23 protein-coding genes and 1 pseudogene are annotated in these 24,450 nt (G+C 66.2%); 14 read left to right on the top strand and 10 right to left on the bottom strand.

All coding sequences use genetic code 11. From position 1 onward, the window contains the following. Positions 1 to 48: 48 nt before the first annotated feature. Positions 49 to 678: an MspA family porin gene (locus tag ACFW6D_RS25775; RefSeq protein ID WP_379238009.1), complete on the bottom strand. Its 630-nt coding sequence runs from the start codon at positions 676 to 678 to the stop codon at positions 49 to 51. Positions 679 to 1,594: 916 nt separating this feature from the next. Here ACFW6D_RS25775 and ACFW6D_RS25770 point away from each other — a divergent pair. Continuing rightward, positions 1,595 to 3,004 (top strand): PspC domain-containing protein, encoded by a 1,410-nt coding sequence (locus ACFW6D_RS25770; protein ID WP_379332233.1) that lies wholly within the window; start codon positions 1,595 to 1,597, stop codon positions 3,002 to 3,004. Positions 3,005 to 3,160: 156 nt separating this feature from the next. Then, positions 3,161 to 3,796 carry a response regulator gene (locus ACFW6D_RS25765; RefSeq protein ID WP_379332231.1) on the top strand — a complete coding sequence of 212 codons (636 nt, stop codon included), beginning with the start codon at positions 3,161 to 3,163 and terminating at the stop codon, positions 3,794 to 3,796. A 45-nt stretch (positions 3,797 to 3,841) separates the two neighbouring features. Here ACFW6D_RS25765 and ACFW6D_RS25760 read toward each other — a convergent pair whose 3' ends face one another. After that, on the bottom strand, positions 3,842 to 4,975 hold the full coding sequence (locus ACFW6D_RS25760; protein WP_379332185.1) for a serine/threonine-protein kinase: 1,134 nt from the start codon (positions 4,973 to 4,975) through the stop codon (positions 3,842 to 3,844). A 199-nt stretch (positions 4,976 to 5,174) separates the two neighbouring features. Here ACFW6D_RS25760 and ACFW6D_RS25755 point away from each other — a divergent pair, with 199 nt between their 5' ends. After that, positions 5,175 to 5,918: a hypothetical protein gene (locus tag ACFW6D_RS25755; RefSeq protein WP_379332183.1), complete on the top strand. Its 744-nt coding sequence runs from the start codon at positions 5,175 to 5,177 to the stop codon at positions 5,916 to 5,918. Positions 5,919 to 6,331: 413 nt separating this feature from the next. Continuing rightward, complete coding sequence (locus tag ACFW6D_RS25750; protein ID WP_379332181.1) at positions 6,332 to 7,903, top strand: DNA polymerase Y family protein; 1,572 nt, start codon at positions 6,332 to 6,334, stop codon at positions 7,901 to 7,903. On the opposite strand, the gene ACFW6D_RS25745 is transcribed toward ACFW6D_RS25750, so the two are convergent. Next, entirely contained in the window at positions 7,894 to 8,652 is a 759-nt protein-coding gene (locus ACFW6D_RS25745; protein ID WP_379332179.1) for a hypothetical protein, read from the bottom strand. The two genes, ACFW6D_RS25750 and ACFW6D_RS25745, sit on opposite strands and share 10 nt — an antisense overlap. 267 nt (positions 8,653 to 8,919) lie before the next feature. Between ACFW6D_RS25745 and ACFW6D_RS25740 the strand changes: the two genes are divergently transcribed. Beyond that, positions 8,920 to 9,813, top strand: a complete 894-nt coding sequence (locus tag ACFW6D_RS25740) for a sucrase ferredoxin (protein WP_379332229.1) — start codon at positions 8,920 to 8,922, stop codon at positions 9,811 to 9,813. A gap of 170 nt (positions 9,814 to 9,983) precedes the next feature. After that, a complete protein-coding gene (locus tag ACFW6D_RS25735) occupies positions 9,984 to 10,433 on the top strand; it encodes a GNAT family N-acetyltransferase (RefSeq protein WP_379332177.1) in 450 nt (149 codons plus the stop codon). A gap of 68 nt (positions 10,434 to 10,501) precedes the next feature. Here the strand turns inward: ACFW6D_RS25735 and ACFW6D_RS25730 are convergent. Then, positions 10,502 to 11,404: pseudogene (locus ACFW6D_RS25730) on the bottom strand (SDR family NAD(P)-dependent oxidoreductase); the annotation flags it as partial. A gap of 175 nt (positions 11,405 to 11,579) precedes the next feature. Between ACFW6D_RS25730 and ACFW6D_RS25725 the strand changes: the two are divergent. The 4 genes from ACFW6D_RS25725 (at position 11,580) to ACFW6D_RS25710 (ending at position 17,427) form a co-directional block, all read left to right on the top strand. Next, positions 11,580 to 12,035: a hypothetical protein gene (locus tag ACFW6D_RS25725; RefSeq protein WP_379238019.1), complete on the top strand. Its 456-nt coding sequence runs from the start codon at positions 11,580 to 11,582 to the stop codon at positions 12,033 to 12,035. 58 nt (positions 12,036 to 12,093) lie between these two features. Next, on the top strand, positions 12,094 to 15,981 hold the full coding sequence (locus ACFW6D_RS25720) for an error-prone DNA polymerase (RefSeq protein ID WP_379332175.1): 3,888 nt from the start codon (positions 12,094 to 12,096) through the stop codon (positions 15,979 to 15,981). Between the two features lie 143 nt (positions 15,982 to 16,124). Next, the gene (locus tag ACFW6D_RS25715) at positions 16,125 to 17,243 is read left to right on the top strand and encodes a DUF4349 domain-containing protein (protein WP_379332173.1); all 1,119 of its coding nucleotides are present in this window, start codon (positions 16,125 to 16,127) and stop codon (positions 17,241 to 17,243) included. Then, positions 17,203 to 17,427, top strand: a complete 225-nt coding sequence (locus ACFW6D_RS25710) for a DUF167 domain-containing protein (protein ID WP_379332171.1) — start codon at positions 17,203 to 17,205, stop codon at positions 17,425 to 17,427. Before ACFW6D_RS25715 ends, ACFW6D_RS25710 begins: the two co-directional genes overlap by 41 nt. A gap of 115 nt (positions 17,428 to 17,542) precedes the next feature. On the opposite strand, the gene ACFW6D_RS25705 is transcribed toward ACFW6D_RS25710, so the two are convergent. Then, positions 17,543 to 18,007: a tRNA (cytidine(34)-2'-O)-methyltransferase gene (locus ACFW6D_RS25705; protein ID WP_379332169.1), complete on the bottom strand. Its 465-nt coding sequence runs from the start codon at positions 18,005 to 18,007 to the stop codon at positions 17,543 to 17,545. Positions 18,008 to 18,029: 22 nt separating this feature from the next. On the opposite strand from ACFW6D_RS25705, the gene ACFW6D_RS25700 reads away from it, so the two are divergent. Beyond that, positions 18,030 to 19,712, top strand: coding sequence for a recombinase family protein (locus tag ACFW6D_RS25700; RefSeq protein ID WP_379332167.1), 1,683 nt, complete (start codon positions 18,030 to 18,032; stop codon positions 19,710 to 19,712). 17 nt (positions 19,713 to 19,729) lie between these two features. On the opposite strand, the gene ACFW6D_RS25695 is transcribed toward ACFW6D_RS25700, so the two are convergent. Next, positions 19,730 to 20,200 carry a hypothetical protein gene (locus ACFW6D_RS25695; RefSeq protein WP_379332165.1) on the bottom strand — a complete coding sequence of 157 codons (471 nt, stop codon included), beginning with the start codon at positions 20,198 to 20,200 and terminating at the stop codon, positions 19,730 to 19,732. A 156-nt stretch (positions 20,201 to 20,356) separates the two neighbouring features. On the opposite strand from ACFW6D_RS25695, the gene ACFW6D_RS25690 reads away from it, so the two are divergent. The 3 genes from ACFW6D_RS25690 (at position 20,357) to ACFW6D_RS25680 (ending at position 22,420) form a co-directional block, all read left to right on the top strand. Next, positions 20,357 to 20,485 (top strand): hypothetical protein, encoded by a 129-nt coding sequence (locus ACFW6D_RS25690; RefSeq protein WP_379332163.1) that lies wholly within the window; start codon positions 20,357 to 20,359, stop codon positions 20,483 to 20,485. Between the two features lie 338 nt (positions 20,486 to 20,823). Beyond that, a complete protein-coding gene (locus ACFW6D_RS25685) occupies positions 20,824 to 21,051 on the top strand; it encodes a hypothetical protein (protein WP_379332161.1) in 228 nt (75 codons plus the stop codon). 229 nt (positions 21,052 to 21,280) lie between these two features. Continuing rightward, the gene (locus ACFW6D_RS25680) at positions 21,281 to 22,420 is read left to right on the top strand and encodes a hypothetical protein (protein ID WP_379332159.1); all 1,140 of its coding nucleotides are present in this window, start codon (positions 21,281 to 21,283) and stop codon (positions 22,418 to 22,420) included. Here the strand turns inward: ACFW6D_RS25680 and ACFW6D_RS25675 are convergent. From ACFW6D_RS25675 to ACFW6D_RS25660, 4 genes are read right to left on the bottom strand one after another with little or no spacing between them, the layout of a single operon-like run. Beyond that, a complete protein-coding gene (locus ACFW6D_RS25675; protein ID WP_379332157.1) occupies positions 22,417 to 22,557 on the bottom strand; it encodes a hypothetical protein in 141 nt (46 codons plus the stop codon). The genes ACFW6D_RS25680 and ACFW6D_RS25675 overlap by 4 nt on opposite strands. Then, the gene (locus ACFW6D_RS25670; RefSeq protein ID WP_379332155.1) at positions 22,550 to 23,401 is read right to left on the bottom strand and encodes a helix-turn-helix domain-containing protein; all 852 of its coding nucleotides are present in this window, start codon (positions 23,399 to 23,401) and stop codon (positions 22,550 to 22,552) included. The genes ACFW6D_RS25675 and ACFW6D_RS25670 overlap by 8 nt, the downstream gene beginning before the upstream one ends. Further along, complete coding sequence (locus tag ACFW6D_RS25665) at positions 23,398 to 23,916, bottom strand: DUF6879 family protein (protein ID WP_379332227.1); 519 nt, start codon at positions 23,914 to 23,916, stop codon at positions 23,398 to 23,400. The genes ACFW6D_RS25670 and ACFW6D_RS25665 overlap by 4 nt, the downstream gene beginning before the upstream one ends. Further along, positions 23,897 to 24,118 carry a hypothetical protein gene (locus ACFW6D_RS25660; protein WP_379332153.1) on the bottom strand — a complete coding sequence of 74 codons (222 nt, stop codon included), beginning with the start codon at positions 24,116 to 24,118 and terminating at the stop codon, positions 23,897 to 23,899. Before ACFW6D_RS25660 ends, ACFW6D_RS25665 begins: the two co-directional genes overlap by 20 nt. Between the last annotated feature and the right edge of the window lie 332 nt (positions 24,119 to 24,450).

Below are 24,450 nucleotides of genomic sequence, written 5' to 3'. Positions count from 1 at the left end.
ATGGTATTCGGACCGACGGGGCCCGGCGAGTCGCCGGGCCCCGATGGCTCACAGGAACATGGTGTCGCCGAAGACCGAGTTGGTCGCGCTCACCTGTCCGGTGCTCGCGGTGACCGTCGCCCACGAGTAGACGTTGAGCGGTCCACCGCAGTTGCCCACCATCAGGTGGAAGTCCCGGTTCACCAGATAGGTGGTGCCCGAACCCAGCTTCATCGACCCCACATCGATCTTCTTGATCTCGCCCGGCGCGAGCGACAGGCTCAGATCCAGGCCCGCCGAGATCGACGGACCGATATCGGCGGACACGTCGGGACCGGATGAGCCGAACCCGATGCTCGCCCCGGCGCTCGCGGAGATGCCGCCGTCGAGCCCGACCGACAGGGTCAGGTCCACCGCGCAGGCGACGAGGTAGCCGGAAGTGATCTCGCCGGTCGCACCTGCCGGTGCGGTGACGTAGACGGTGTTGTCGAGAAACACCTCGCGATTGGTCGGCATCGCGTTGAGCGGGGGCACCAGCCGGTAGGACTCCTCGGTGTGTCCGATGGTGAGTTCGAAGCCGGTGGGCCCGCGATAGGTCGTCTCGTGCGGTGCCATCGGCGTGGCCGAGGCGATCGGGGTGATCCCCAGTGTGCTCAATCCGATAGTGGCGGCACCCAGCACGGTGGTGAAGATGTTCACGTGTTCCTCCCCTGAAGCGGCGGCCGCAATTTCGGCCTGCCATCAACGTAGGAAAAGCTTCTGCGGCCGGGCTTTCGGTGCGACCGCCTGTCGGCTTAAAAGGCCTGCTGAGGGCGCTGCGGCCGGGTTGCCGGTCCGGCGTCCGGCATTCCCGCTCCTGCCTGTCACCGGATCCGACATTCACCCTGGTAGGGACTGATTTCTGTCCGGACCGGACAGCTTCCTACCCAGGTCAGCGCCGAATGGCCGACATCAGGGATGAGATCAGGGACTTTCCTGATGTCAGCACCCCGCCGCACGTGCCACTATCGAGAGCATGGATCCGTCTGTTCCCGCCCGCACTGCCGCCCAGGGGTCTGCCACCCCACCCGGGCCCGGCGCCGCCGCCGGGAACAACGCGCCCTACTACCCGCCCTCTGGGCTTGCGGGCGGCAACAGCGCGAACACACGCAACGGCGCCGCGCCCGGCTACCGGTCCGCCGGTGGCAACGGGGCGAGTATCAGCGACGCGGCCGGCTACCCGCCTGTCGCCGGCAACAATGCTGTCGGCTCGACGTTCGGCGCGGGCGGGAACGGGGCGAGCGTGGGTCCGGGCTATCGGACTGCGGCCGGTAATGGTGTCGACGGCGCTCGCGGCTCGAGTTCCGCGCCCGGTTATCAGCCTGGGGTCGGCACGGGTGCTGCTGGTGCGCCGCGGGCGGCGAACGGGTTTCGACCGGGTGGGTCTTCGGAGGGGCCAGGGGCAGCGGCGAATCCACGGTTCGGCGGGCATCGGCTGCGTGATCGTTTCGTAGGCCGCGGGAGTGGGCCGGTGGTCTATGGGGCGCCGCAATACGTTCCGCAGCAGCAGTACCGGCCCATGGCGGGTTACGCCCCGTATCCGCAGGGCTACGGCGTGCCTCGCGGCTATCGGCCCATGCTGCCCAACCCCGGTCCCGAGCCGATGGGTGCGCCCGTGCCCGAGACACCGCGGTTGGTTCGCCGCAGCGGTGGGCGGGTGGTCGGTGGGGTGGCGGGTGGTCTGGCCGACCATCTCGGTGTCGACGTGGTGAAGGTGCGGTTGGCGTTCGTGCTGCTGTCCGCGCTGGTCGGTGCGGGGTTGGTGGCGTACGGGCTGCTGTGGATCTTCACCCCCGGTGGCGCGGATGCGGTGAAGCCGACCGGTGACGAGCGCAGGCAGGCGATCGGCCTCGCCCTGCTCGGCCTCGGGCTCACGGTGACGGTGGGCTGGCTGTTCCAGGGGACCGCGGCGCAGGTGATCGCGCCGATCGTGGTGGTGGCGGTCGGTGCCGCGCTGGTGTGGCGCGAATACGACGTCGCCGCACCTGGTCCACGTGCCCTGTTCGGACTGCCCGCGAGACCCTCGGTGGTCACCTGGTCGCGCATCGTGGCCGGGGCGACGCTGATCGTGGTCGGGCTCGGCGTGGTGGTGCTGGCCAGGATCGATCTCTCCTCGCTCGGGTCGGCGCTGATCGCGGTGGCGGTCACGCTGGTCGGCGCGGGTCTGCTCACGGTGCCGCTGTGGTTGCGCATGGTCCGCGCGCTCAATGCCGAGCGTGGCGCCCGCATTCGCAACGAGGAACGCGAGGAGATCGCCTCCCACCTGCACGATTCGGTGTTGCAGACGCTCGCGCTGATCCAGCGTCAGGCCGAGGATCCGCAAGAGGTGCTCCGCCTGGCCCGCAGTCAGGAGCGCGAACTGCGCAAGTGGCTCTTCGATGACACCGCGCCCGCCCAGTCCAGCCTGGCCACCGCGCTGCGCACCATCGCGGGCGAGGTGGAGGACCAGCACGGGGTGAAGGTCACCCCGGTCGTGGTCGGCGATGTCGCGCTCGACCCCGGCGACACCGGCGCGGGCCTGCCGAAGGAACATTTCACCGCCCTGCTCGGCGCCACCCGCGAGGCACTGGTCAACGCCGCCAAGCACGCCGACGTCCCCGAGATCGACCTGTTCGCCGAAACCGAACCCCACCAGGTGAGCATCTTCGTCCGCGACCGCGGCGCCGGTTTCGACGTGTCCGCGGTCCCCGCCGACCGGCGCGGGGTGGCCAAGTCGATCCGCGCCAGAATCGAGCGCCGCGGCGGCACGGCCGAGATCGACTCGACCGTCGGGCGTGGCACCGAGGTGCGAATCGTGATGCCGCGCACCGACTCCGGATCCTCCGAACCGGACCCGGTCGAGGACGCTTCCGTGACCGGCGAGGGAAGCGTCGATCCAGCCGACTTCGGGACGGCCGACACGGGCCGGACCGGGCAGTCCGAGGTCGACGCGACGACTCCACTGGATGAGCACGCCTCGGCACGGGACCATCCGGCCGATCACTGAGCGTGTGATCGCACCGAACCCGAGCCGGCGTTGCCTGATTCAGGCGCTACGGCAAGCTCGGGCCGCGGCCGATCTCGACTCGTCCGGGCATTGTGGTGTGGTACCGATGACAGCAGGTCGATCGACACGGTTCGAATGAGGAGTCTGGTAGTGAGTGTGCGGGTTTTCCTGGTCGACGATCACGCGGTTTTTCGGTCAGGGGTGCGGGCGGAGCTGAGCCGCGAGACCGATATGGAGGTCGTCGGTGAGGCCGGGGCGGTGGCCGAGGCCATCGCCGGGATCGACGTCGCGAAACCGGATGTGGTGCTGCTGGACGTGCACATGCCCGATGGCGGCGGGGTGGCGGTGCTGAGCGGGATCGCCACGGGGCCGGTGTGTTTGGCGTTGAGCGTGTCCGACGCGGCCGAGGACGTGATCGCGGTGATCAGGGCGGGGGCGCGCGGGTACGTCACCAAGACGATTTCCGGTGCCGAGTTGGCCGACGGCATCCGGCGGGTTGCCGGTGGGGACGCGGTGTTCAGCCCGCGGCTGGCCGGTTTCGTGCTCGACTCGTTCACCGGGCGCTCACCGGTGCCCGAGCCGCCGCTCGATCCCGAATTGGACTCGCTGACCCCGCGTGAGCTGGAGGTGCTGCGCTTGCTCGCGCGCGGTTACACCTACCGGGAGATCGCCGAGTCGCTGTTCATCTCGGTGAAGACCGTCGAGACGCACGCCTCGAATGTGCTGCGCAAGACCCAGCAGTCGAACCGGAACGCACTGACCCGCTGGGCGCACCGACGACGGATCGAATAGCCCTGATCGGCGACCCTGGACTGCTCGGGGACGCGGGTCGAGGCTCTACATCACGGCGATGATGATCGCGATCAGAATGACCAAGCCGATCAGCACGCCCGCGCCGATGGCGAGGGGAGCACCGTTGGGCAGGTTGTCGATGAAGCTGCCGGTGCGCTGCTGTTGGGGCGCGGCGGTGGCGGCGATCGGAGCGCGGTGCGGACGCGGCAGCGGGGCGGAATTGGGGCTGCGCAGCCCGCTCGCGGAGTTGCGGGTGGACCAGGCGGGGATGGTGCCGTCTTCGGTGCGCAGCGGCACGCCGAGGATGTAGGCGCCGGTGCCGGGTCCGAAGGCGGCGGTGAGGATTTCGTCGCGGGCCTCGGCCATGGTGGGGCGGCGCTGGGGTGCGGGCTCGAGCATGTGCAGCAGCGGCTGGGTGAGGATGCCGCTGCGGGTGGGCGGGATGATCCGGCCCATCGCGGCCGCGGCGACGACGTCGTGTTCGTCGGAGTCGAAACCGAACGGCGGCTGGCCTTCCAGCGCGGTGTAGAGGGTGGCGCCGAGGGAGAACACGTCGCTGGCCTCGGTGGGCTGCGCACCGCGCGCGACCTCGGGCGGGAGGTAGGCGGGGGTGCCGGTGATCACACCGTCGGGTTCGTCACCGTGCGTGTCGCCCGCACCGCGCGAGATGCCGAAGTCACTGAGTTTGGCCAAGCCCACATTGTTGCCGCGGTCGGCGACGAGGATGTTGCCCGGCTTGATATCGCGGTGCACGATGCCCGCGGCATGCGCGGCGGCGAGCGCGTCGGCCACCTGCGCGCCGATCTGGGCGACCTCGACCGCGGGCAGCGTGTCGACCAGCGCGAGCGCCTTGGCCACGCTGCGCGAGGGTAAGTACTCCATGACGAGCCACGGTTCGCCCGCCTCGATCACCACGTCGTGCACGGCCACGGCGTGGGTGTGCGACAGCTTCGCGGCCACCCGGCCCTCGTGCACGATGTTGCTGCGGATCCGCTCGGCTTCGGCCGCGCTGAGTCCCGCGGTGGACAGCACCTGCTTGATCGCGACTTCCCGGTTCAGCAACCTGTCGGTCGCGAGCCAGACCGCACCCATGCCACCTCCACCCAGCTTGGACTGCAGGCGGTAGCGGCCCGCGACCAGGTAGTCGGGGCCGATATGGGGACGAGCACGTTCGGTCACGGGTGCGAGGGTAGTCGAATATGGCGCTGACTGGCCGGGATCTTCGCGGTGCTGGGTGATGGACATAGGGAGGGGGTGGGTGTCACGCTGGTCGCTATCGAACGTATATTCGAATACGATCGATAGCTGGAACGGTGCTGCCGTTCCGGCGCAGGGCGGTTTTCCGCTCGCGGGTCCATCGTGGAAGTAGGTGGTGTTGATGGGTTCGGAAGCGTTGTCGCCCGATCAGGGCATGCTCGACGAACTGCGCAGGCGCATGGCAGCGGTACCCGGACGCGGTGAGTCCGCGACCGGTCATATACCGCGTGAACAGCCATTACGGCGTGATCTTTTGCCGGTGCCGCCGCCGCTCGCCGACCTGCTGCCCGATGGTGGGCTGCCGAAAGGGTCGGTGGTCGCCTATACCGGCGCCCACTCCCTGCTCACCGGGCTGCTCGCCTCGGTCACCGGAAACGGCGGTCACGCGGCGGTGGTCGGCCTGCCTCGGCTCGGTTTGCTGGCCGCCGCGGAGATGGGCGCCGAGCTGTCCCGGCTCGCGGTGATCGCCGACCCCGGCCCCGACCCCGCCGAGGTGGCCGCGGTCCTGCTCGACGGCCTGGACCTGGTGGTCCTCGGCCTGAGCGGGTTCGCCGTCGCGCCGTCGCGCTGCCGAGTCCTCGCCGCCCGCGCCCGCAACCGCGGCGCAACCCTGGTCGTAGCTGGCGGCGAATGGGCGAATCCGACGCTGCGCCTGGACTCTCGCGTCACCGGCTACCGAGGCCTCGGCCCCGGTCGCGGCCGCCTGCGCTCGGTCTGTCTCGACGTGCGCGTCAGCGCCAAAGCGGGCCAGACCCGCCACGGCCGCATGGACCTGTGCGCCCAGGTCGGCCGCACCGAATGGTTGCCGCGCGAAACTGTCACCCGCACAACCGGAGTCACCGCGCTGCGCGAGGCAGTCTCGTGACTGTCGGCCCGTTATCCGGTTCGCCACGATGGGCATGACCGAGCCCACCGTCTCCCCGGCGCCCACCAAACGGTCGCCGATCTCTCGTTCGTACACGAATCGCACCCCGGGTGCCCACCACAGCCCTCAAGCGGGCTACTGGGCTGACCTCTTGCGGCAGGTCGAAGCGATGGGGTCTTCGTTCGGTCGGCTGGCTGTGGTGCTGCCGCGGTTCGTCAGCGCCGGGTCGACTGGTGTCGAGGTCCGCGTTCAGTGGGTCGGGGGTGTCTTTGTGGTGTGCGTTGATTCGGGTGCTCACGGCGTGCCTGGGTCGCGTGCGGTGGTTCGGACGGTCGTGGGGTGTGGTCGGGGGCTGGTGGTGTGGCACCTGGGCCAGCTCGGTGGTGGTTCGTTCGGTCGCGGGGTGCGGTGTTGTGGCGCGCGTTGATCGGGTGTTGGCGGTGTGGTGTCCGGACTGGGCTGCGGTGGCGGCGGCTGCGGTGGAGGGGGTGTCGGCGGATCGGCCGATCGCGGTGTTGCGGGGGAGTTCGGTGGTGGCGTGTTCGGCGATCGCGCGGGCCGAAGGGGTGCGGCGGGGGATGGGTAGGCGGGATGCGCAGGGGTGCTGCCCGGAACTTGTTGTGGTGCAGGATGATCCGGATCGGGATGCGCGGTTGTTCGAGCCGGTGGTGGGGGCTGTGGATGCGACGGTGCCGGGGGTGGAGGTGTTGCGGCCGGGGCTCGTCGTACTCGGAGCGCGTGGTGCCGCAAGGTATTTCGGTTCGGAGGAGGCTGCGGTGGTGCGGTTGATCGATGCGGTCGCCGCGGCGGGTGCGGAGGCGCAGATCGGGATCGCCGATGCCATGTCGACGGCGGTGATCGCGGCCAAGCACGGCGCGATCGTGGCGCAGGGGGAGGGCGCGAAGTACCTCGCCCCGCTCCCGGTCTCGGAGCTCGCGATGGAACCGAGCCTGGCCGCGTCGGAGCGCAACGACCTCGTAGACCTGTTACGCCGCTTGGGATTACGCCGCATCGGCGATTTCGCTCGCCTGTCTCCCGCCGAAGTGGCGTCGAGGTTCGGCGCCGACGCCGTGCTCGCTCACCGCACCGCCCGCGCCCTCCCGGAACGCCCACCGTCGGCGCGCCGCCCGGCCCCGGAACTGACCGTCGAACTGGCCTGCGACCCACCCATCGACCGGGTCGACGCGGCCGCTTTCGCAGGCAGGCAACTGTCCACCCAACTGCACGCGGTCCTGTCGGCGGCGGGCGTGGCCTGCACCCGCCTCGCCGTGACCGCGCGCACCGAAACAGGCGAGGAACTGACCCGAATCTGGCGCTGCGCCCGCCCACTCACCCCCGCCGACACCGCCGACCGCGTCCGCTGGCAACTCGACGGCTGGCTCACCCACCGAGCCCGCCCCACCGGCCCGATCGTCGCGCTCACCCTGGAACCGGTCGAGGTGGTCGCCGCGGGTGCCCTGCAACTGGGCCTGTGGGGTGGCGAAGGCGAGGAAACCGAACGCGCCCGCCGCGCCCTTGTCCGCGTGCAGGGCCTGCTAGGCGGCGAAGCCGTGCGCATCGGCGTGCTCAGCGGCGGCCGCGGCCCCGCCGAACGCATCACCATGATCGCCCTCGGCGACGAACTCACCCCCGCCGCCGACCCCACCCACCCCTGGCCCGGCCGCCTCCCCGAACCCGCCCCCACCCTGCTCCTGCTACACCGCCCGGTCGTCCACCTCACCGCCGCCGACGGCACCCCCGTCCTGATCACCGACCGCGGCCTGTTCACCGCCACCCCCACCCGCCTGCGCTGGGGCCGCAAACAGTGGGCCCTCCTCGGCTGGGCAGGCCCATGGCCGATCACCGAACGCTGGTGGTCCACCACCGAACCCGAAGCCCTGGCCGTCCGCGTCCAGATCCAACTCGACGCCGACCTCACCGAAATCCGCGCAGTCCTCCTCGTCCACGAGTCGGCCCTATGGCACGCCGAGGGCGTCTACGAGTGACCACTCCCTAGCTCGACCGGACATTTTCGTCGCACTTCGATCACCCTGCTGAATCCCGCGCACCAGTCGCGCACTTCCGGACTGATCGCACCGAGCAGCCGAAGGGCGTCATTGTGGCGAGCCGTGATGTTGACATCGAGGAGCGGTTCCATGTGCGAGACCCGGTTGCGTAGGCCATGCAATCGGCTCGCTCGATCGGCGACGACAAGGCCGTCCGGGTCGTCAGCCGCGTGTGGGAAGGCATGGCGCAACGCGTCTCGCCACAAGACCTGGCGACCACGGAAGCTGGCGTCACCAGTGTTCGGTGTCGGTAAAAGTTTCGGCCAGACCCCGAAGGTGATCTGCGCGAGCACGTCATCGTGGGTGATCACCGCGCCTTTGCGTGGATGCTTCGGATCGCGATTGCCGTCAGCCTCGGTGGCATGTTGTGTCGCAGTCTTGCGGGATCCTCTGGTCAGCGAGTTCAGCGGCCGGGCAGGGTCGATGAGCCAGTCGGCGCCGTGGATGGCACCGATTCGTGTGTGGTGCGGCTGGCATGCGTTCCAGCTGCGGAGTTGCTGGTCGATGGCATTACGCAGGGCAACTTCGCTGATGGCCAGGACCTGCTGAAATGCTGCCGACAGGTGAAGGTTCCACTTGTAGAGTTCGAGCGCGAGGAAGGGATCGTTGCCACAGCGCGCACCGTATGTAGCGAGTCGTACGGGGTGAAGATGTTTGTTTACGGCAATGATCGTGGCGCGTGTTGGCATCCCGGTTTCCCCCCGCTATCATCGATGACAGATACGAGGACAAGGTCCCTCGTAAACACATGGAGTTTCCCCCGCGACAGCTAGGTCGTGGGGGTTCTTCTTTGTCCGGCCCCGCCCGATCTGTGTCGAAGTGACGGCGACCACTGTACCGACGGCGGCTCGGGCTTCCAACCGGTTGTTCATCCGGTTCTACAGTGAACAATGCCTGGTCCCGGATCGTCCGGACGGATCGGTCGTGGAAGGAGCACTGTGAACCCGTTCGAGGGCATGCTGTGTTCGGCGGCCGCTGTCGACCTTCCGCTTCTCGGCACCGCGGCGCACGTCACCGGCTGGTTGTGTATCGAGCATCCCGGCGCGTGGGGCAGCGATGTGATCGGTGACGAGGTACTCGGGCCGGAGATCACCGCCGAGCTGGCCGCCCGCACTTCGGCGGCGAAGGTTCGCCCGACGCTGATCCGGCGTCCTGGCCGCAACGAGTTCACCGGTACCCGCACCGTGCTGCTGGCCAGTTCGCGGCCGGAGGGTTCCTGGTGTGAGCGGTTCGAGATCACCGACCTGCGTCAGCTCTTCGATATCGACCTGTATCTCGTCGACGGTCCGGCTCCGGGAGTCGGTGTGCGTGTGGACGATCCGGTGATGCTGGTCTGCGCACACGGCAAACGTGACCAGTGCTGTGCGCTGTTGGGTCGCCCGATCGCCGCCGCCATGGCCGCCGACTACCCCGGCCGGGTCTGGGAGGCCTCGCACACCGGCGGCCACCGCTTCGCCCCCGCCGTCGTCCTGCTCCCGTCGGGCCTCACCTACGGCCGCGTCGATGCCCCCGCCGCCAAGGCGCTGCTCGAAGCCGCAGACACAGGCGAGGTCTCCCTACCCGGCCTCCGCGGCCGCAGCTGCTACCCTCCGATCTCCCAGCTCGCCGAAGTGGCTGTCCGCCAACAAGTCCAGGCCTCCGCCACCGAACTCACCGTCCACCCCGACCCGGTCCCCGCCCACGACCCGGCCCAGGCAGGCGCCGCCATCGTCACCCACCGCGACGGCCGCCGCTGGCGCGTCACCGCCCGCACCGTCCCCGCCGCCCCCCGCCAGGCCAGCTGCGGCGCCACCCCCAAACCGGTCACCTACCTGGAACCCGCCGCGATAGAACAACTCCCCGAACTCTGACGGCCGGAGTGAGAAGACCGGCGTAATCGTGCAATCGGCCCCCGAATAATCAGAAAACTGATTCCGGAGACCCCGATTGCACGACTACGCCGGCGCGGAGCCAGTGGACCAGTAGAACTACGCCGCAGTGGCTCTCCCGCGTGATCACCCACAGACCTAACGTCGACTCCATGATCGACATCCGAGAAATCGGCAGCCACGAAACCGAATCGGCGGGCCCAGCCCTGCTGGAGCTCCGCCCACAGTGGAAAACGACATCCCGGCTGGCCGAGTTCATCGACACCGAACTCCGCCCCGCGGGCTACCGCCTGATCGGCGCCTTCGAACCCGCTTCTCGCGCAGCACTATCGGTGGCCGGATTCCGCGAATCCCACTCGACCGCCTGGGGCCACCACATCTACATCGACGACGTCTCCACCCTGCCCACAGCTCGCGGACGAGGTCATGCCGACGCCCTGCTCACCTGGATCACCGCCGAGGCTACCCGCCTGAACTGCACGGCGATCCACCTGGACTCCGGCGTCGGTCCCACCCGCGCCACCGCCCACCGCCTCTACATGCGCCACCACATGAGCATCACCGCCCACCACTTCACCCTCGAGGTCCGCGGACTGGCGTAATCGCCCACTTCGCGTGAATTCAGTCAGAAAACTGATTGAAAACGTGCGAAGTGGGCGATTATGCCGGGCTACCAGTGGGTGCCGGGGACCCAGCGGGCCGCGCGGCGCAGAGCGGTGCCGGTGACCTTGCGGGCGGGCGAAGGGGTTTTCGGACTCGACGGGACCGGGACCTCGGTGACTTCGACCGATTCACCTTTGGCCGCAGGGGAATCCGGGATCGCACGGTAGTAGCGGTGCATGATGCGGTCACGGAGTTTGGGGGTGAAGATGCCGCCGTATTCGGCGAGGGTGCCGAGGGGGACGTCGATGCGTTTGGGGCGTTCGGTGAGGGCACGCACGATGGTGCTCGCGGCCCACTCGGGGGATTCGGAGGGGCCCTGGTCGCCGCTGGGGGCGATCATCGGGGTGCGTACCAGCGGCATGTGGATGGTGGTGAAAGTGACTCCGTCGGCGAGGGTTTCGACCGAGGCGACCTCGGTGAACTTGTCCAGGGCGGCCTTGCTGGCGAGGTAAGCGGCGAAGCGGGGCGTGGCCACCTGCACGCCGGCGCTGGAGATGTTGACGATGTGGCCGAAGCCGCGTTCACGCATCTGCGGCAGGAGCGCGAGCGTCATGCGCAGGGCGCCGAAGTAGTTGACCGCCATGGTGCGTTCGAAGTCGTGCAGGCGGTCGGTGGAGCGGTGGATGGCGCGGCGGATGGACCGGCCGGCGTTGTTGACCAGCATGTCGACGTGGCCGTGCTGGGTGAGGATGGTCTCGACGGTCGCGTCGACGGAGTCGGAATCGGTGACGTCGCACTGGTAGCCGTAGGCCTGCCCGCCCGCGTCGAGGATCTCGGTGACCACGGCGGCCAGTTCGTCGCCGCGACGCGCGAGCAGGAACACGACGGCGCCCTTGTCGGCGACCGAGAGCGCGGCGGCCCGTCCGATCCCGGACGACGCGCCGGTGATCACGACGTGCCTGCCTGCGAGGTCGCGTCGCCGCTTGTGTTCACCTGGGGAAACCTGAGACATCACTGCTCCTTTGCAGATCGTTCCCTCCGAACTTACTCCGAAGTAAGTTCCACAACCAGACTCTTCGAGAAACTCGAAAATATGTTCGAACACCTCTCGCCATTATTCGAACGTATGTGCGATACTGGTGCACATGGCGGACGATCGGATGGCGGACATCTATGCCGCGGTGCGGCTCGGCGGTTACAACCCTGACGCCGCGCGCGCGGCGCTGACCAGGCTGTGGAGTGAGATAGGGGAAGGTGGCGACCCGTTGCATCGCTGCGTGGTGGCGCACCACCTCGCGGATGTGCAGGAGTTGCCGGAGGGTGCGTTGCTGTGGGATCAGCGGGCGCTGGCCGCGGTGTTCGGGCCGGGCATCCCGCTCGATGAGGGGCTGCGTGGGTTCCTGCCCTCGCTGTATCTGAACCTGGCTGACAGTCACCGCCGCGTCGGTGACTTCGAGATGGCGCGGATGCAGTTGGCCATCGCACGCGGGCACCTGGACGTGCTCGCCAACGATGCCTACGGCGCGGTGATCCGTCAGGGTCTCGGTCATGTGGAGGCCGCGTTGGAATCGCAGTCGATGGAGCGCTTGCCCGCGAGTTGAGTTGTGTGCCAACAGGAAAGGGGTGTGGTGATGCGGGGGTCGTGAGAGGAGTGGGTGCATGGGCTGGAGCAACGGGCCGCCGACCTGGTCGGAGCTGGAACGGGTGCTCTCCGGCAAGCCGAGTGGTAGGCCTGCGGAAGACATGCACCCCGGCGACGGCGGCGACAGTCCGGCCTGGTCGCGCAAGCGGGGCGAGTACCGCGCCGCCGAACTCGACCGGCCGACCGGCCCGACGGTGCCCTACGCGGAGCTGCACACCCACTCCGCCTACAGCTTCCTCGACGGCGCGAGTCAGCCGGAGGAGCTGGTGGAGGAGGCGGTGCGCCTTGGTCTGGAAGCGCTCGCGCTCACCGACCACAACGGGTTCTACGGGACCGTCCGGTTCGCCGAGGCGGCCAGGGACTGGGGAATGCCAACGGTTTTCGGTGCCGAACTGTCACTGGGAACCGATGCGGAGGCGGCGCCGGGCCGAGGGGATGCGGTCCGGCGCCGTTCTGTACCTCGGGGCGGGGTTCGTGTCGCGCCGGGGATCGGACGAGCGGAGATGCGCGAGGCGCCGAGGGGCGGCCGGGGAAGGGCGTCGAGTGCCGATGGGGTGAGGAGCGGCACGGGTGGGCACGATGTCGGCGGATCGCTGGGCCCCAGACACGCGTACGAGGCGGTGCGTGGACTAGACGAAGCTGTCGGCTCGGTGCCTGGCGGCGGATCCGCCGAGTCGCACGGCCATGATCAGGTGCTGTCGGCACCCGCTGACGGGGTGGGCGGGTCGGGACACGTGTATGCACCGGACTCGGTGCCGCGCACAGGTTCTCCCGACCCGGACGGCCCGCACCTACTGGTCCTTGCCCGGGGGCAGGAGGGGTATCGGCGGTTGTCGCGGGAGATGGGGGCGGCGCATATGGCGGCGGGGGAGAAGGGTGTGCTGCGGTACGACCTCGACACGCTCGCTGCGGCGGCGGGTGGGCACTGGCATGTACTGACCGGCTGCCGAAAAGGGCACCTGCGCACCGCGCTCGAGCACGACCTGCGGGCGGGCGATGCGCGGTTGCCGAAAGCTGAAGCGGCGCTGCGTGATCTGATCGAACGGTTCGGCGACGGCCGGGTGAGTGTGGAGCTCACCCATCACGGCATCGCCACCGACGACGAACGCAACGCACTGCTGGTGGCGCTGGCCGATCGTCTCGACATTCCCGTACTGGCAACTACCGGTGCGCATTTCGCGTCACCGGCGCAGCGCAAACGGGCGATGGCGCTGGCCGCGATCCGGGCCAGGAGCAGTCTCGACGACATGGCGGGCTGGCTCGCCCCCACCGGCGGCGCGCACCTGCGTTCGGGCGCGGAGATGGCGCAGCTGTTCGCCGAGTACCCGCACGCGGTGGCGAACGCGGCGACCCTGGCTCGCGAATGTGCCTTCGACCTGCGCTTGATCGCCCCGAAACTGCCCCCGTTCGTCGTGCCGACCGGCCATGACGAGAACTCGTGGTTGCGCCACCTCGCGCTCGACGGCGCCGCCGAACGCTATGGCCCCCCGGAACGAAACCCGAAGGCGTACCGGCAGATCGAGCACGAGCTCGCGGTGATCGAGAAGATGAAATTCCCCGGCTACTTCTTGGTGGTGCACGACATCGTCCAGTTCTGCAAAGAGAGCGACATCCTTTGCCAGGGCAGGGGTTCGGCCGCCAACTCGGCGGTCTGCTACGCCATCGGCATCACCAATGTCGACCCGGTGGGCAACAACCTGCTGTTCGAACGGTTCCTCTCGCCCGAGCGCGACGGCCCGCCCGATATCGATGTCGACATCGAATCCGACCGCCGCGAGGAGGCCATCCAGCACGTCTACGCCAAGTACGGTCGCGACTACGCCGCCCAGGTGGCGAACGTGATCACCTATCGCGGTAAGTCCTCGGTGCGCGATGCCGCACGGGCGCTCGGTTTTTCGCCGGGACAACAGGATGCGTGGAGCAAGCAGGTGAGCCGTTGGTCAGGGGTTGCGGGCGAAACGGGCACCGACATCCCGGACGCCGTGCTCGAACTAGCGGGCGAACTCGACGGTCTGCCACGGCATTTGGGTATTCACTCCGGCGGCATGGTGATCTGCGATCGGCCGATCGCCGACGTGTGCCCGGTGGAGTGGGCGCGGATGGCCGGACGCAGCGTGCTGCAGTGGGACAAAGACGATTGCGCCGCAGTCGGTTTGGTGAAGTTCGACCTGCTCGGACTCGGTATGCTCTCGGCGCTGCACTACATGATCGACCTGGTGCACGAGCACAAGGGCGAGAAGGTCGAACTGCACGCGCTCGATCTCGCCGAACCCGGCGTCTACGAGATGCTGCAGCGGGCCGATTCGATCGGGGTGTTCCAGGTGGAGTCGCGCGCGCAGATGGCGACACTGCCCCGGCTGAAACCGCGCGAGTTCTACGACCTGGTGGTGGAGGTGGCGCTGATCCGCCCCGGCCCGATCCAGGGTGGCTCGGTGCACCCGTATATCCGCAGGCGCAATGGCAAGGAATCGCCCGTCTGCGATCATCCCGCGCTGGAGAATTCGCTCGCCCGCACCCTCGGCATCCCGCTGTTCCAGGAACAGCTGATGCAGATGGCCATCGACGTGGCCGGTTTCAGCGCGGCCGAAGCCGACCAGCTGCGCCGCGCCATGGGTTCCAAACGCTCACCCGAGAAGATGGAACAGTTGAAGGACCGCCTCTACCAGGGCATGCGCGACCTGCACGGCATCACCGGCGAGCTCGCCGACCGCATCTACGAAAAGCTCTACGCCTTCGCCAATTTCGGTTTCCCCGAAAGTCATTCGCAGAGTTTCGCCTCGATCGTGTTCTATTCGTCGTGGTTCAAGCTGCACCATCCGGCCGCGTTCTGCGCCGGGTTGTTGCGGGCGCAGCCGATGGGTTTCTACTCGCCGCAGTCGCTGGTCGCCGACGCCCGCCGCCACGGTGTGCGCGTGCACGGCCCCGACATCAACGCTAGTCGCGCCGAACCCACCCTCGAGAACGCGGGCACCGAGGTTCGCCTCGGCCTGTCCGGGGTGCGCCACATCGGCGCCGACCTCGCCGCCCGCATCGTCGCCGCCCGCACCGAACACGGCCCCTTCACCTCGATGCTCGACCTCACCGGCCGCGTGGAACTCACTGTTGCCCAATCGGAATCCCTCGCGACCGCAGGGGCGTTGGATGTGCTGGTCGACACCGAGGAGCGCTCCCACCGTGTCGCTGCGACGAACAGGCGTACCACGGGCATGGGTGACGGTCGCCCCGTCGCTGTGGGCGCGCAGGCCGAAGCGCACCTCGTCGAATACCGTTCGGCTGCAGATGATGTGGCCCCCGAGCCCGGGGCGGCAGGCACGGACCAGCGAGCGCTCGGGCGCGGCATTGACGGGCCGGATTCTCCAGATGCGCAACGGGATTCGCGTGGCAGCAGCGTGCGCAGGGCCGCATTGTGGGCGGCGGGCGCGGCCGCCGTGGAGCGGCCCGACCGCCTGCCCGGCACCGGCCCGGCGACCGTCGCTCCCTCTCTGCCCGGCATGAGCGCACTCGAACTCGCCGCCGCCGACGTCTGGGCCACCGGCATCTCACCCGACTCCTATCCCACCGAATTCCTACGCGCCCACCTGAATTCACTCGGCGTAGTCCCCGCGGCAGATCTCCTGCTCGTCGAAGACGGCGCCCGCATCCTGGTCGCGGGCGCCGTCACTCACCGCCAGCGCCCCGCCACCGCCGCGGGCGTCACCTTCCTCAACCTCGAAGACGAAACCGGCATGATCAACGTCGTCTGCTCGGTCGGCCTGTGGACCCGCTACCGCCGCCTCGCCCAGTCCGCCACCGCCCTGCTCATCCGCGGCCGCATCCAAAATGCCGAGGGCGCGGCAAGTCTCGTAGCCGAGCATCTCGAACACCTGGACCTGACCATCGTCGCCCGCTCCCGCGACTTCCGCTGAATCAGGCCGAGCGCCCACCGCTGACGCCCGACCTGACCCGCAACCGATCCACACCGAGCACCCGACGGTGACCCGCTGGACCCACAAGCACCCGGCGTCGGCGTAGCGGATCTGCAGGAGCGAAGCCCGCGATACGGAGGTGAATGAGCTCGACTCCGAGCACCGGCTGCGGTTACGTCGCTGACGTGTGGCCCGGCGCGCACTACGCTGCGAACATGCGCAAGCTTGTCGTGGTGATGGTCGCGTTGCTCGGACTCGTGTTCCTGGTCGGGTGCGGTAGCGACGAAAGTGCGGATCAGGCCGGTGGGGCGCCCAACGCCTTGTCCGGGCCCGCGCCCGCGGTGGCGCCCGGGTTCCGGGAGGGGGCGCCGGCGAAGGACAGTCCGGCGCCGACGGATCAGTCCAATCGTAAAGAGGTGATCACCGGGTCGGTGGATGTCACCTCCGACGACCCGATCGCCGCTGCCGCGACCGTCACCGAGCAGGTCCGCGCTGTAGATGGGCGGATCGACAGCCGGATGGAACAGCCCGGTACCGATAAGCGTGCCGCGCGCGCGGTGCTCAGTGTGCGGGTGCCCGCGGACAAGACCGACGCCTTCATCACCGGCCTCGGCGGCGTCGGCACCGTCACTCGCGTGAGCACCAATCGCGACGACGTCACCATGCAGTGGCAGGACCTCGACGCCCGCATCAAGGCATTGCAGGCTTCCGTCGACCGGCTCAAAGCGCTCATCACTGGCGCCACCAACACCGCCGACCTGATCGCCGCCGAGGAGGCACTGTCGAGCAGGCAGGGCGAACTCGACAGCCTCACCGCGCAGAAACGCAGCCTCGACGACCAGGTTTCGCTGTCGACGCTGACCATCACCCTGACCGCCGACAACAAGAACGCCCCCGGCGACCCGGACAACTTCTGGGACGGCATCGTCTCCGGCTGGAATTCGCTGGTGGACTGGCTGCAGGACGCGGTGGTCTTCGCCGGTAAGGCCGTGCCGTGGCTGGGCTTCCTCGCCGTGATCGGTGGATTGCTTTATGCCGCACTGCGATTCCTGCGCGGGCGCCGCACCAGGGCGACCGTGCCCACCGCGACCACAGTGCGTACCACCTCCGCGACCGCAGCACCCGCGAGCGCCGACCCGGCCGCGGCGTCAGCCGAACCGGCGACCCCTGACACCGCGACGGCGACCACCCCCACCAGCCCGGACGGGAAGGAGACCCCCGGTGCACACAGTGCGGGCGACGATCAAACCGAACAGCCGTAAAGGCCCACTCGTCGAAACCGCCGAAGACGGCACCCTCACCCTCTACGTCCGAGCCCCGGCGGTCGAAGGCAAGGCCAACAAGGCCGCGATCGAATTGCTCGCCGACCACTTCGGTGTCGCCAAGTCCGCCATCCGCCTGACCGCGGGCGCCACCTCACGCTTCAAACGCTTCGACGTCGACTGAGAAACCTGGACAAATGTTCATCAGGCTCTCAGGGATTTTCGCTCTCGGGTGGATTCAGCTCGGGCGATGCCGCCATGGTGGCCTTGGTGATCAAGTGACCAAGTAGGTATCGGGGTCAGACAGCCCCGGGAAACCCCAGTTGCCGCCATGCCTCGTACACCGACACCGCCGCCGCGTTCGACAGATTCATCGAGCGGCGCCCCGGCATCATCGGAATGCGCACCTGGTCGGTGATCGCCGGATCGGCCAGGACTTCCTCGGGCAGCCCGGTCGGCTCGGTGCCGAACAGCAGCGCGTCGTTGTCCTGATAGGCGACGTCGGTGAAGCGGGTGCTCGCCTGGGTGGTGAAGGCGAACACGCGACCGGGCCGGATCGCGGTCAATGCCGTCGCCAGGTCGGGATGCACCGTCACCACCGCGAGGTCGTGATAGTCCAGTCCGGCCCGTCGCAGCTTGGATTCGGACAGGTCGAAGCCGAGCGGCTCGATGAGGTGGAGCGCGCAGCCGGTCCCCGCGGCCAACCGGATCGCATTGCCGGTATTGGGCGGTATCACGGGCTCGTGAAAGATCAGATTTAGCACAACAGAGAGGTACCCTTCGGATATGCCTGGACCTGGGGAAAAGCTGCGGGTACTAGGGCGGCTGAGACTGTCCCGGTACACCGACGAGTCGACTTCGATCGAACGTCAGATTGAGATTATCCAGCAGTGGGCAGACGCTCACGAGCACCAGGTGATCGGCTGGGCCGAAGACATCGACGTGAGTCGAGATGTCGACCCGTTCGATACTCCGGGGCTCGGACCGTGGTTCCTCGAGGACAAGCGGGATGAGTGGGACATCGTCGCGACCTGGAAACTTGACCGTCTGGCAACGGGCAGTATCTACCTGAACAACGTCCTGGACTGGTGCACCAAGAACAACAAGTCATTGGTCTCGGTGACGGAGTCGTTCGACCTGGACCACTGGATTGGCCGGATGATCGCGAACGTGATCGCTGGGCTAGCCGAAGGCGAGCTAGAAGCGATCAAAGAGCGGACACGCGGTTCACGGCGGAAGCTTCGTTCAGAAGCTCGCTGGGGCGGCGGTAGACCAGCGTTCGGGTATGTCACGGTGAGACGCGAGACAGGCGAAGGCTGGGGGCTGGAAATCGATCCCCTTGCGTATGTGCTCGTGCGAAGGATCGTTGAGGCAATGCTTGACGGTGGTTCGTACACCCAGCTCGCGCGGGAACTCAACGAAGAAGGCATCGTCACGCCAACCGAGTACTACCGCGCGCAACAACTCGGCATAGCCACGCTGAAGCGAAGCGAGCTTCCGGAAGAGCTTCGCGCTCCACCGGTTGATCCGCCGAACAAGAAGCGTAAGCGGCAACGGCAATGGCCGCCGTCCTGGTCTCAGACGCCAATCCGGAACATGATCAAGAGTCCTGCACTGCGCGGATTCGTCCACCACAAAAAGGACGTGTTGAGGGACGGCTCAGGGCTTCCGGTCCAGTTCGGTGACCCGCTGGTCTCACTTGAGGAATGGGAGCGTTTGCAGGAGATAGCAACCCGTCGCCGCGATGAGCGACGCGCAACCAGGACAAGCAAACTGAGCCCGTTGGGCGGTGTTGTCTCGCACAAGTCTTGTGGCCTGACGCTGCACCACACGCGGAAGGTCACCCGCGGTATCGAGTACCGGTACTACCGGTGTGAGAAGCAAGACATGCACATTGTTCCGGCTGACCTGGTAGAGGAAACGGTGAGCGAAACGGTTCTCTCTGCCGTTGGCGACATCCCGATTCTCGAACGTGTCTGGGCACCAGGTGACTCGAAGATTGCCGAACTGCGCGAAGCGATCTCAGGCATAGACGCACTGTCGGTGTCGCTGGCGAAGGCGAAGTCAGCGACTACACGAGAGCGCATTCAGTCCCAGATCGACGCGCTAGACAATCGAATCGCTGAGTTGGAGTCAGCACCCGCAATCGAAGCGCGGTGGGAGTACAAGCCGACTGGAGGCACGTACGGCGACGAGTGGGAGAAATCCGACTGGGATGCTCGGCGTGATCTGCTGAAACGTTCGGGTATCTCTGTGCGCGTCCACTTTTCGAACGCGGAAGGTAGGCGTTCAGCGGCTTCCGCTGCGAAGCTGGAGTACGAGATCAAGTTTCCCAGCGAGCTAAAAGCGAAGTTGGGGCATCCCCCGAACCCTGACGACAGTTGGCAGATGATTTCAGGCGACCTCTACGTTCCGTACGTTCGCCGCTCTGTTGTGCCGGATGAGGCACGCGTCAAAGATCGGGTGTAGCTGGGATAGTGGTCGCGTCACTCTTGCAGGGTGGCGCGGCCCTTCTCAGTCAGTACGCCTCCGGGCTTCCCGTTGCGGCCCTCCATGATTCCCCGGTCCTTGCGTGCCTGCGAGAGCTGACCGCGGATCGTGTTCGCAGGCTTGCCTAGCTTGTCGGCAAGCTCTTGCACTGCGTTCGAAATGCCAGCGTCCACGAACCCGATATACGCCGCGCTCAGCAGGGCAAGGTATCGATCTGACAAACCGTTGTCGGCAAGTTCCGCGTGCAGCGGTTCCGGATCGAAACGGTATTCGGCCGGCCGGACCTCGCGGGCCGATTCGATCGCACCAAGCTTGCGCAGAACCCCTTGTGACAACCCGCCTACTGGAGGGTGTTCCGGGTCGGCAGCCTCGATCGTCAGCCGATGCGGGCCACCGTGACCAACACCCGGTGCCCATTCCATGACCACCTTCCAGCCTGAAATGGTCTTCGTCACCGTATTCGCCATCCGTCGAGCATATCGGCGGATAGCACACGGGTCGACAAGCTCTGGCAGAACATACCGTTGAAAAGCTGTGACATAGCTCACTGACAAAAGCTGTGACATAGCTTAGCTCTTCATCTACGTTGGCAATCGTAGGGCTACTACGAGAGGAACAAGCGGATGAGCAGCAAGCCAAAGGTATTCACGGTGGAGGTGTTCGGCCTCTCGAAGTCCGACGCAGAGAAGCTGATCCGGGAGACGTTGGCCGGACACCACACGTACACGGTCCATGAGAGCGAAAACGCATGAACAAGGTGTTTGCAGCTTCGAGCATCAGCCGTACTGGTGATCGGTTCGACGCAGTGTGTGAGCTGGAATCTTCCGGTGAGTTGACGATCGCAACCGTTCGTGAGCGCGGGTTCGCGTCGGCGCACAGGAACATCGCCCGGAAGGCGATGGCCCGACCGGTGGTCAGGGTCATGCACTACGAGTACGAGGCAACATCCGGCGAACAGATGACCTTGACCGTCTGGGAACCCAAGCGGGGACACCTCGTCCCGTAGAAGATGGGTGAACCGGGGTGTACCAAGCACCCCGGTTCGCTTCCAGCCTATGCCATAGCGGTTGCGAATGATGGAGGGTAGACGTTGAAGGTCGAGAGCGCAGGGTTTCTGTACGCGGAGGTTGTGGCCTACGAGAAGGTCACGGTGTTGGAGGTTTACCGGAGCATCCGCGTGGACCTCGCGGGGGAGGTGTACGCACCGGTGCGGACGTTCCTCGCGGCGAACGAGCATGAACAGATCTCAGAAGTAGAGGTCGAAGACCCGGAGATGTACGGACAGAAGGCTATCCGGACGTTCTACAGGCTCGTATGAGCCTCCAGCGTCCACGCTAACGAACAAACTAGGCGCGGCCTACCTTCGGGTAGGCCATCGCCATTTGAAGGACTGGAAGCAATGAAAATTGATAAGAAATGGGACCGGGAACGCGGGGGAATCAACTACCGCTTGACCGGACCCGGAACAAGCCGATTCCTGCTGTTTCGCGAAGACGAACTTCGCGAACTAGCCGACATGATCACTATCGCCTTGGAGGGCGACGACATTGCCACACGAACTAAGAAATAAGCTTCCGGATGCTGCGCTGCATCTTCTGGATTGCAGCGAGGGTAAGTACTCGGAATGGGCCACCGCTTCGGCGCTGGCAATGTACGCGATGAACGCAGGGCTTGACGAGGACGAGTTTGTTCGACTCGTCACCGATTCCGATTTTGCGTACGAGTTCGCGACCGAAGACGGTGGACGCGACCGGTCGAATCGGCTCGAGGGCCGATTGCGCAGGGTATGGGAAAGCGCTGACCGTGGTTGGCAACCTCCGATTGGTGATTCGCGCGTTGTTCGGGTTCGACTCGAAGAGCTGTCGCAGAGGATTTCTGAGTACCCGTGGTCCGGGAGGACCAGCGCGAGCGACCGCGCTGTCTCGCTGGCTCTGGTCGGCAAGGCGCACGAAGCGGGCGTGTGGACGGTAGACGCGTCTGAACGTGACCTCAGCGTCCGTGCGGGTGTAGCCCGCACAACCGCGGGCAAGGCGTTGAAGCGCCTTACCTCGCTGGAACTGGTCACCAAGAGCGACAAGCGCCGTGAGGGCTTGGTGGCTCAACGATGGGTGCTGAATCTTGAGTGGGGAATTAACTGCATAAGTGGTCCATATGAACCTCTCCCCCCAGTAGAGAAATCATATGGACTAGTTATGCGTTTAAATCATCCTGCGTTCCTGCGGGCGGCTTTGGGCCAGACCGCAGAGCGGGTATGGATTGACTTGATGGAGCATCCCGCTACCAAAGCGGGTGCTGTTGCCGACAGGCTTGGGGTGTCGGTGGCTACGGTCCGCCGAACCCTGGACAAGAAACTGGTAGCGAACGGTTTGGCCGTTCGAGAGCTGGAAGAGTCGACCGGGAAAGGTCGACCGTCTTGGGTGTACTCGTTCGATCCGGCCGGAACCGATCGTCTGGACTCGATCGCCGTCGAGTACGGGGTTACCGATTGGGAAGCCCGGACCGTGGAACGGTACGAAGCCGAACGCGACGGATTCGAAAAAGTTCGCCAGCTCCTGCAAGCACCGGAGCCAGAGCCACGACCCGAACGGGTCGAAGGCGACCCGTTCGAGGACTATGTCTCAGCGTTTCCTGAGGTGAACACGCCTTCGGTGCCTGCGATTCCGGACCCGTTCGAAGCGCTCGGTTAGGTGCGGAGCAGTTCGCCAAGGGCGGACATGATCTCTTGGTGCCGTTGGCACTCGGTTTCGCGGAAGCTGTCGAGCTTCCCTCTCACCTCTGCCGCGGTCGAGGCGAACTCGGCTCGGATGTCGGCAACCTCATGCATCTTCGATCCTCCGGTGTCGTGTCTCGAGTGCAGCCGCGATCAGCTCGCGGGCTCCGCTCCCGGTCACGGATTGGCGCGCGAGCGTATCAAACGCTCTGCCGTACTGGGCAACCTCGCGGGGTTGCGTGATCGTCAGCTCTGCTGAGGTTCCTTCGACCATGACGAACCGGTTATCGAACATGATCATGTTCGAGATGTGGACCCGGTACCGCGTGCTTCGAGGCACGATCCCGAACGTGACTCGAGGCATGCTGGACACTGCCAGCAACCGGTCAAGTTGTCCGGCCATCACTCCATCATCGCCCACGGTGGTGTACAGCGATTGTTCGGCCACGACGAAATGAAACCGGTGGTTCCGGCTATAGAGAATCTGCTGCCTCTCCATTCTCTTAGCCACCCCCGCCTCGAGGTCGTCAGCGATCTGGTAAAAATCGATGACATTGCGCATGATCTCTTCCGCGTATGCAGCGGTTTGCAACAGACCAGGGATCAGGAACGGTTCGAACCATCGCATGAACTCGGTGTCAGCTTCTAGCTTCACCTGTGCCTGTTGACGCCGTTTGGTTCCGGTGCCGAGTACACGTCGCCATTCCTGGTACGCAGCTTCGATGTTGCGGACTGTGGCTATCAAGTCCGGTATATGGTCTTCGCTATTCGTGTGTATGCACCAAGCGCGAATATCGGTTTCGGTCGGCCTGGTCTTGCCGTACTCGATCTTCGGCACTTTGGATTGGTGCCAGCCAGCGAGACGCGCAAGCTCAGTGCCTTTGAGGCCAGCGTTAAGGCGAAGCCCCCGGAGTTCTTGTCCGAGGGCTTCCTTTGCCTCATCGACAGAATTCGTCACTGGTCGGAGTATTCTCCGAGCGGAGTTGCCTTCGACCAAACAAGGTTCTTGACTCGTCGGACATAGTCCACGATTACCGGATCGTCGGTAACCGCTCCGCCCGACCATTCCCCCGATGGCTTGAATACGGTGAACGCTACTCGTTCATCGTCAAACAGCCACCAGTCGTCTTTTGTGAGTTCATCGGCATTGATCGTGTGCCGCGGCACATACCGCACGTCTTCGCCTGCCTCCGCGTTGAAGCGTGCGACGTGTTTGGCGAACCTGGTGTAGTCGGTGTGGGGGACCGTGACCACCCGCGCGCGCTTGACGGCAACCCCGCGGCTTGTGGTCTCCCGGACATGCTCCAACCACGGCGTGAACCACTCGTAGTCATCGGGTTCGTTCGCGATGAACTTGCGGAACGGCTCCGACTCTTCGGGGGTGTCGTAGTCGTCCGCTACCTCGAGGTGGAACGCTTCACGTTTCGCCTGACGGAACAGGTCAAGAAAATCTTCACCCTGCGCTAGCAGCATCACGGCCGTAGAACTTCCTCTCTAGCTTCGCTACCTCGATAGCGGTTTCGTCCGGGTAGATGTCCATCTGTGCCAGCGTCGCAGGGTCGGTGACTGGTCGGCCCTCCAACACGAATGTGCCTCTGCCAGTGTCGGTGAGCGTCGCGCCGACGTAGGTATCAGGTGCCGCGAACCCCAACAGCAAGTGAGGAATCTCGATCACTCCCACAGTGTCGGTCCGCCAGCCCTGCACCACATAGACACGTTCGTCCGTGTCATACAGAGATGGGCATCCCCCACCAGTGGTTCCACCGCTTCCCAGGCAAGTTAGCTGCATGTCATGTGCTCCCGTCGCATGTATGCGTGGATATGCTCCAGCACCCCCAATCATCCCTCACCTAAGGCGGTTTCGCCGCTGTACGGAGCATCTAGAGCATTCTCAAGCATAGTTGTGGACCGGGTTCGGTTGCCGTTCGTAGCTTGGCTACCAACGGTCACGGGGGTTGAACCCAGATTCGCCCTCGTGACCGGAACTCAAGCCACCAGGAGGCCCGC

Origin of the sequence: Nocardia sp. NPDC058705, assembly GCF_042749305.1 — a bacterium.
In the GTDB taxonomy this organism is placed as follows: Bacteria; Actinomycetota; Actinomycetes; order Mycobacteriales; family Mycobacteriaceae; genus Nocardia.
The sequence above is the reverse complement of the archived record's forward strand: the minus strand, read 5'-3'. Positions and strand labels throughout refer to the sequence as shown.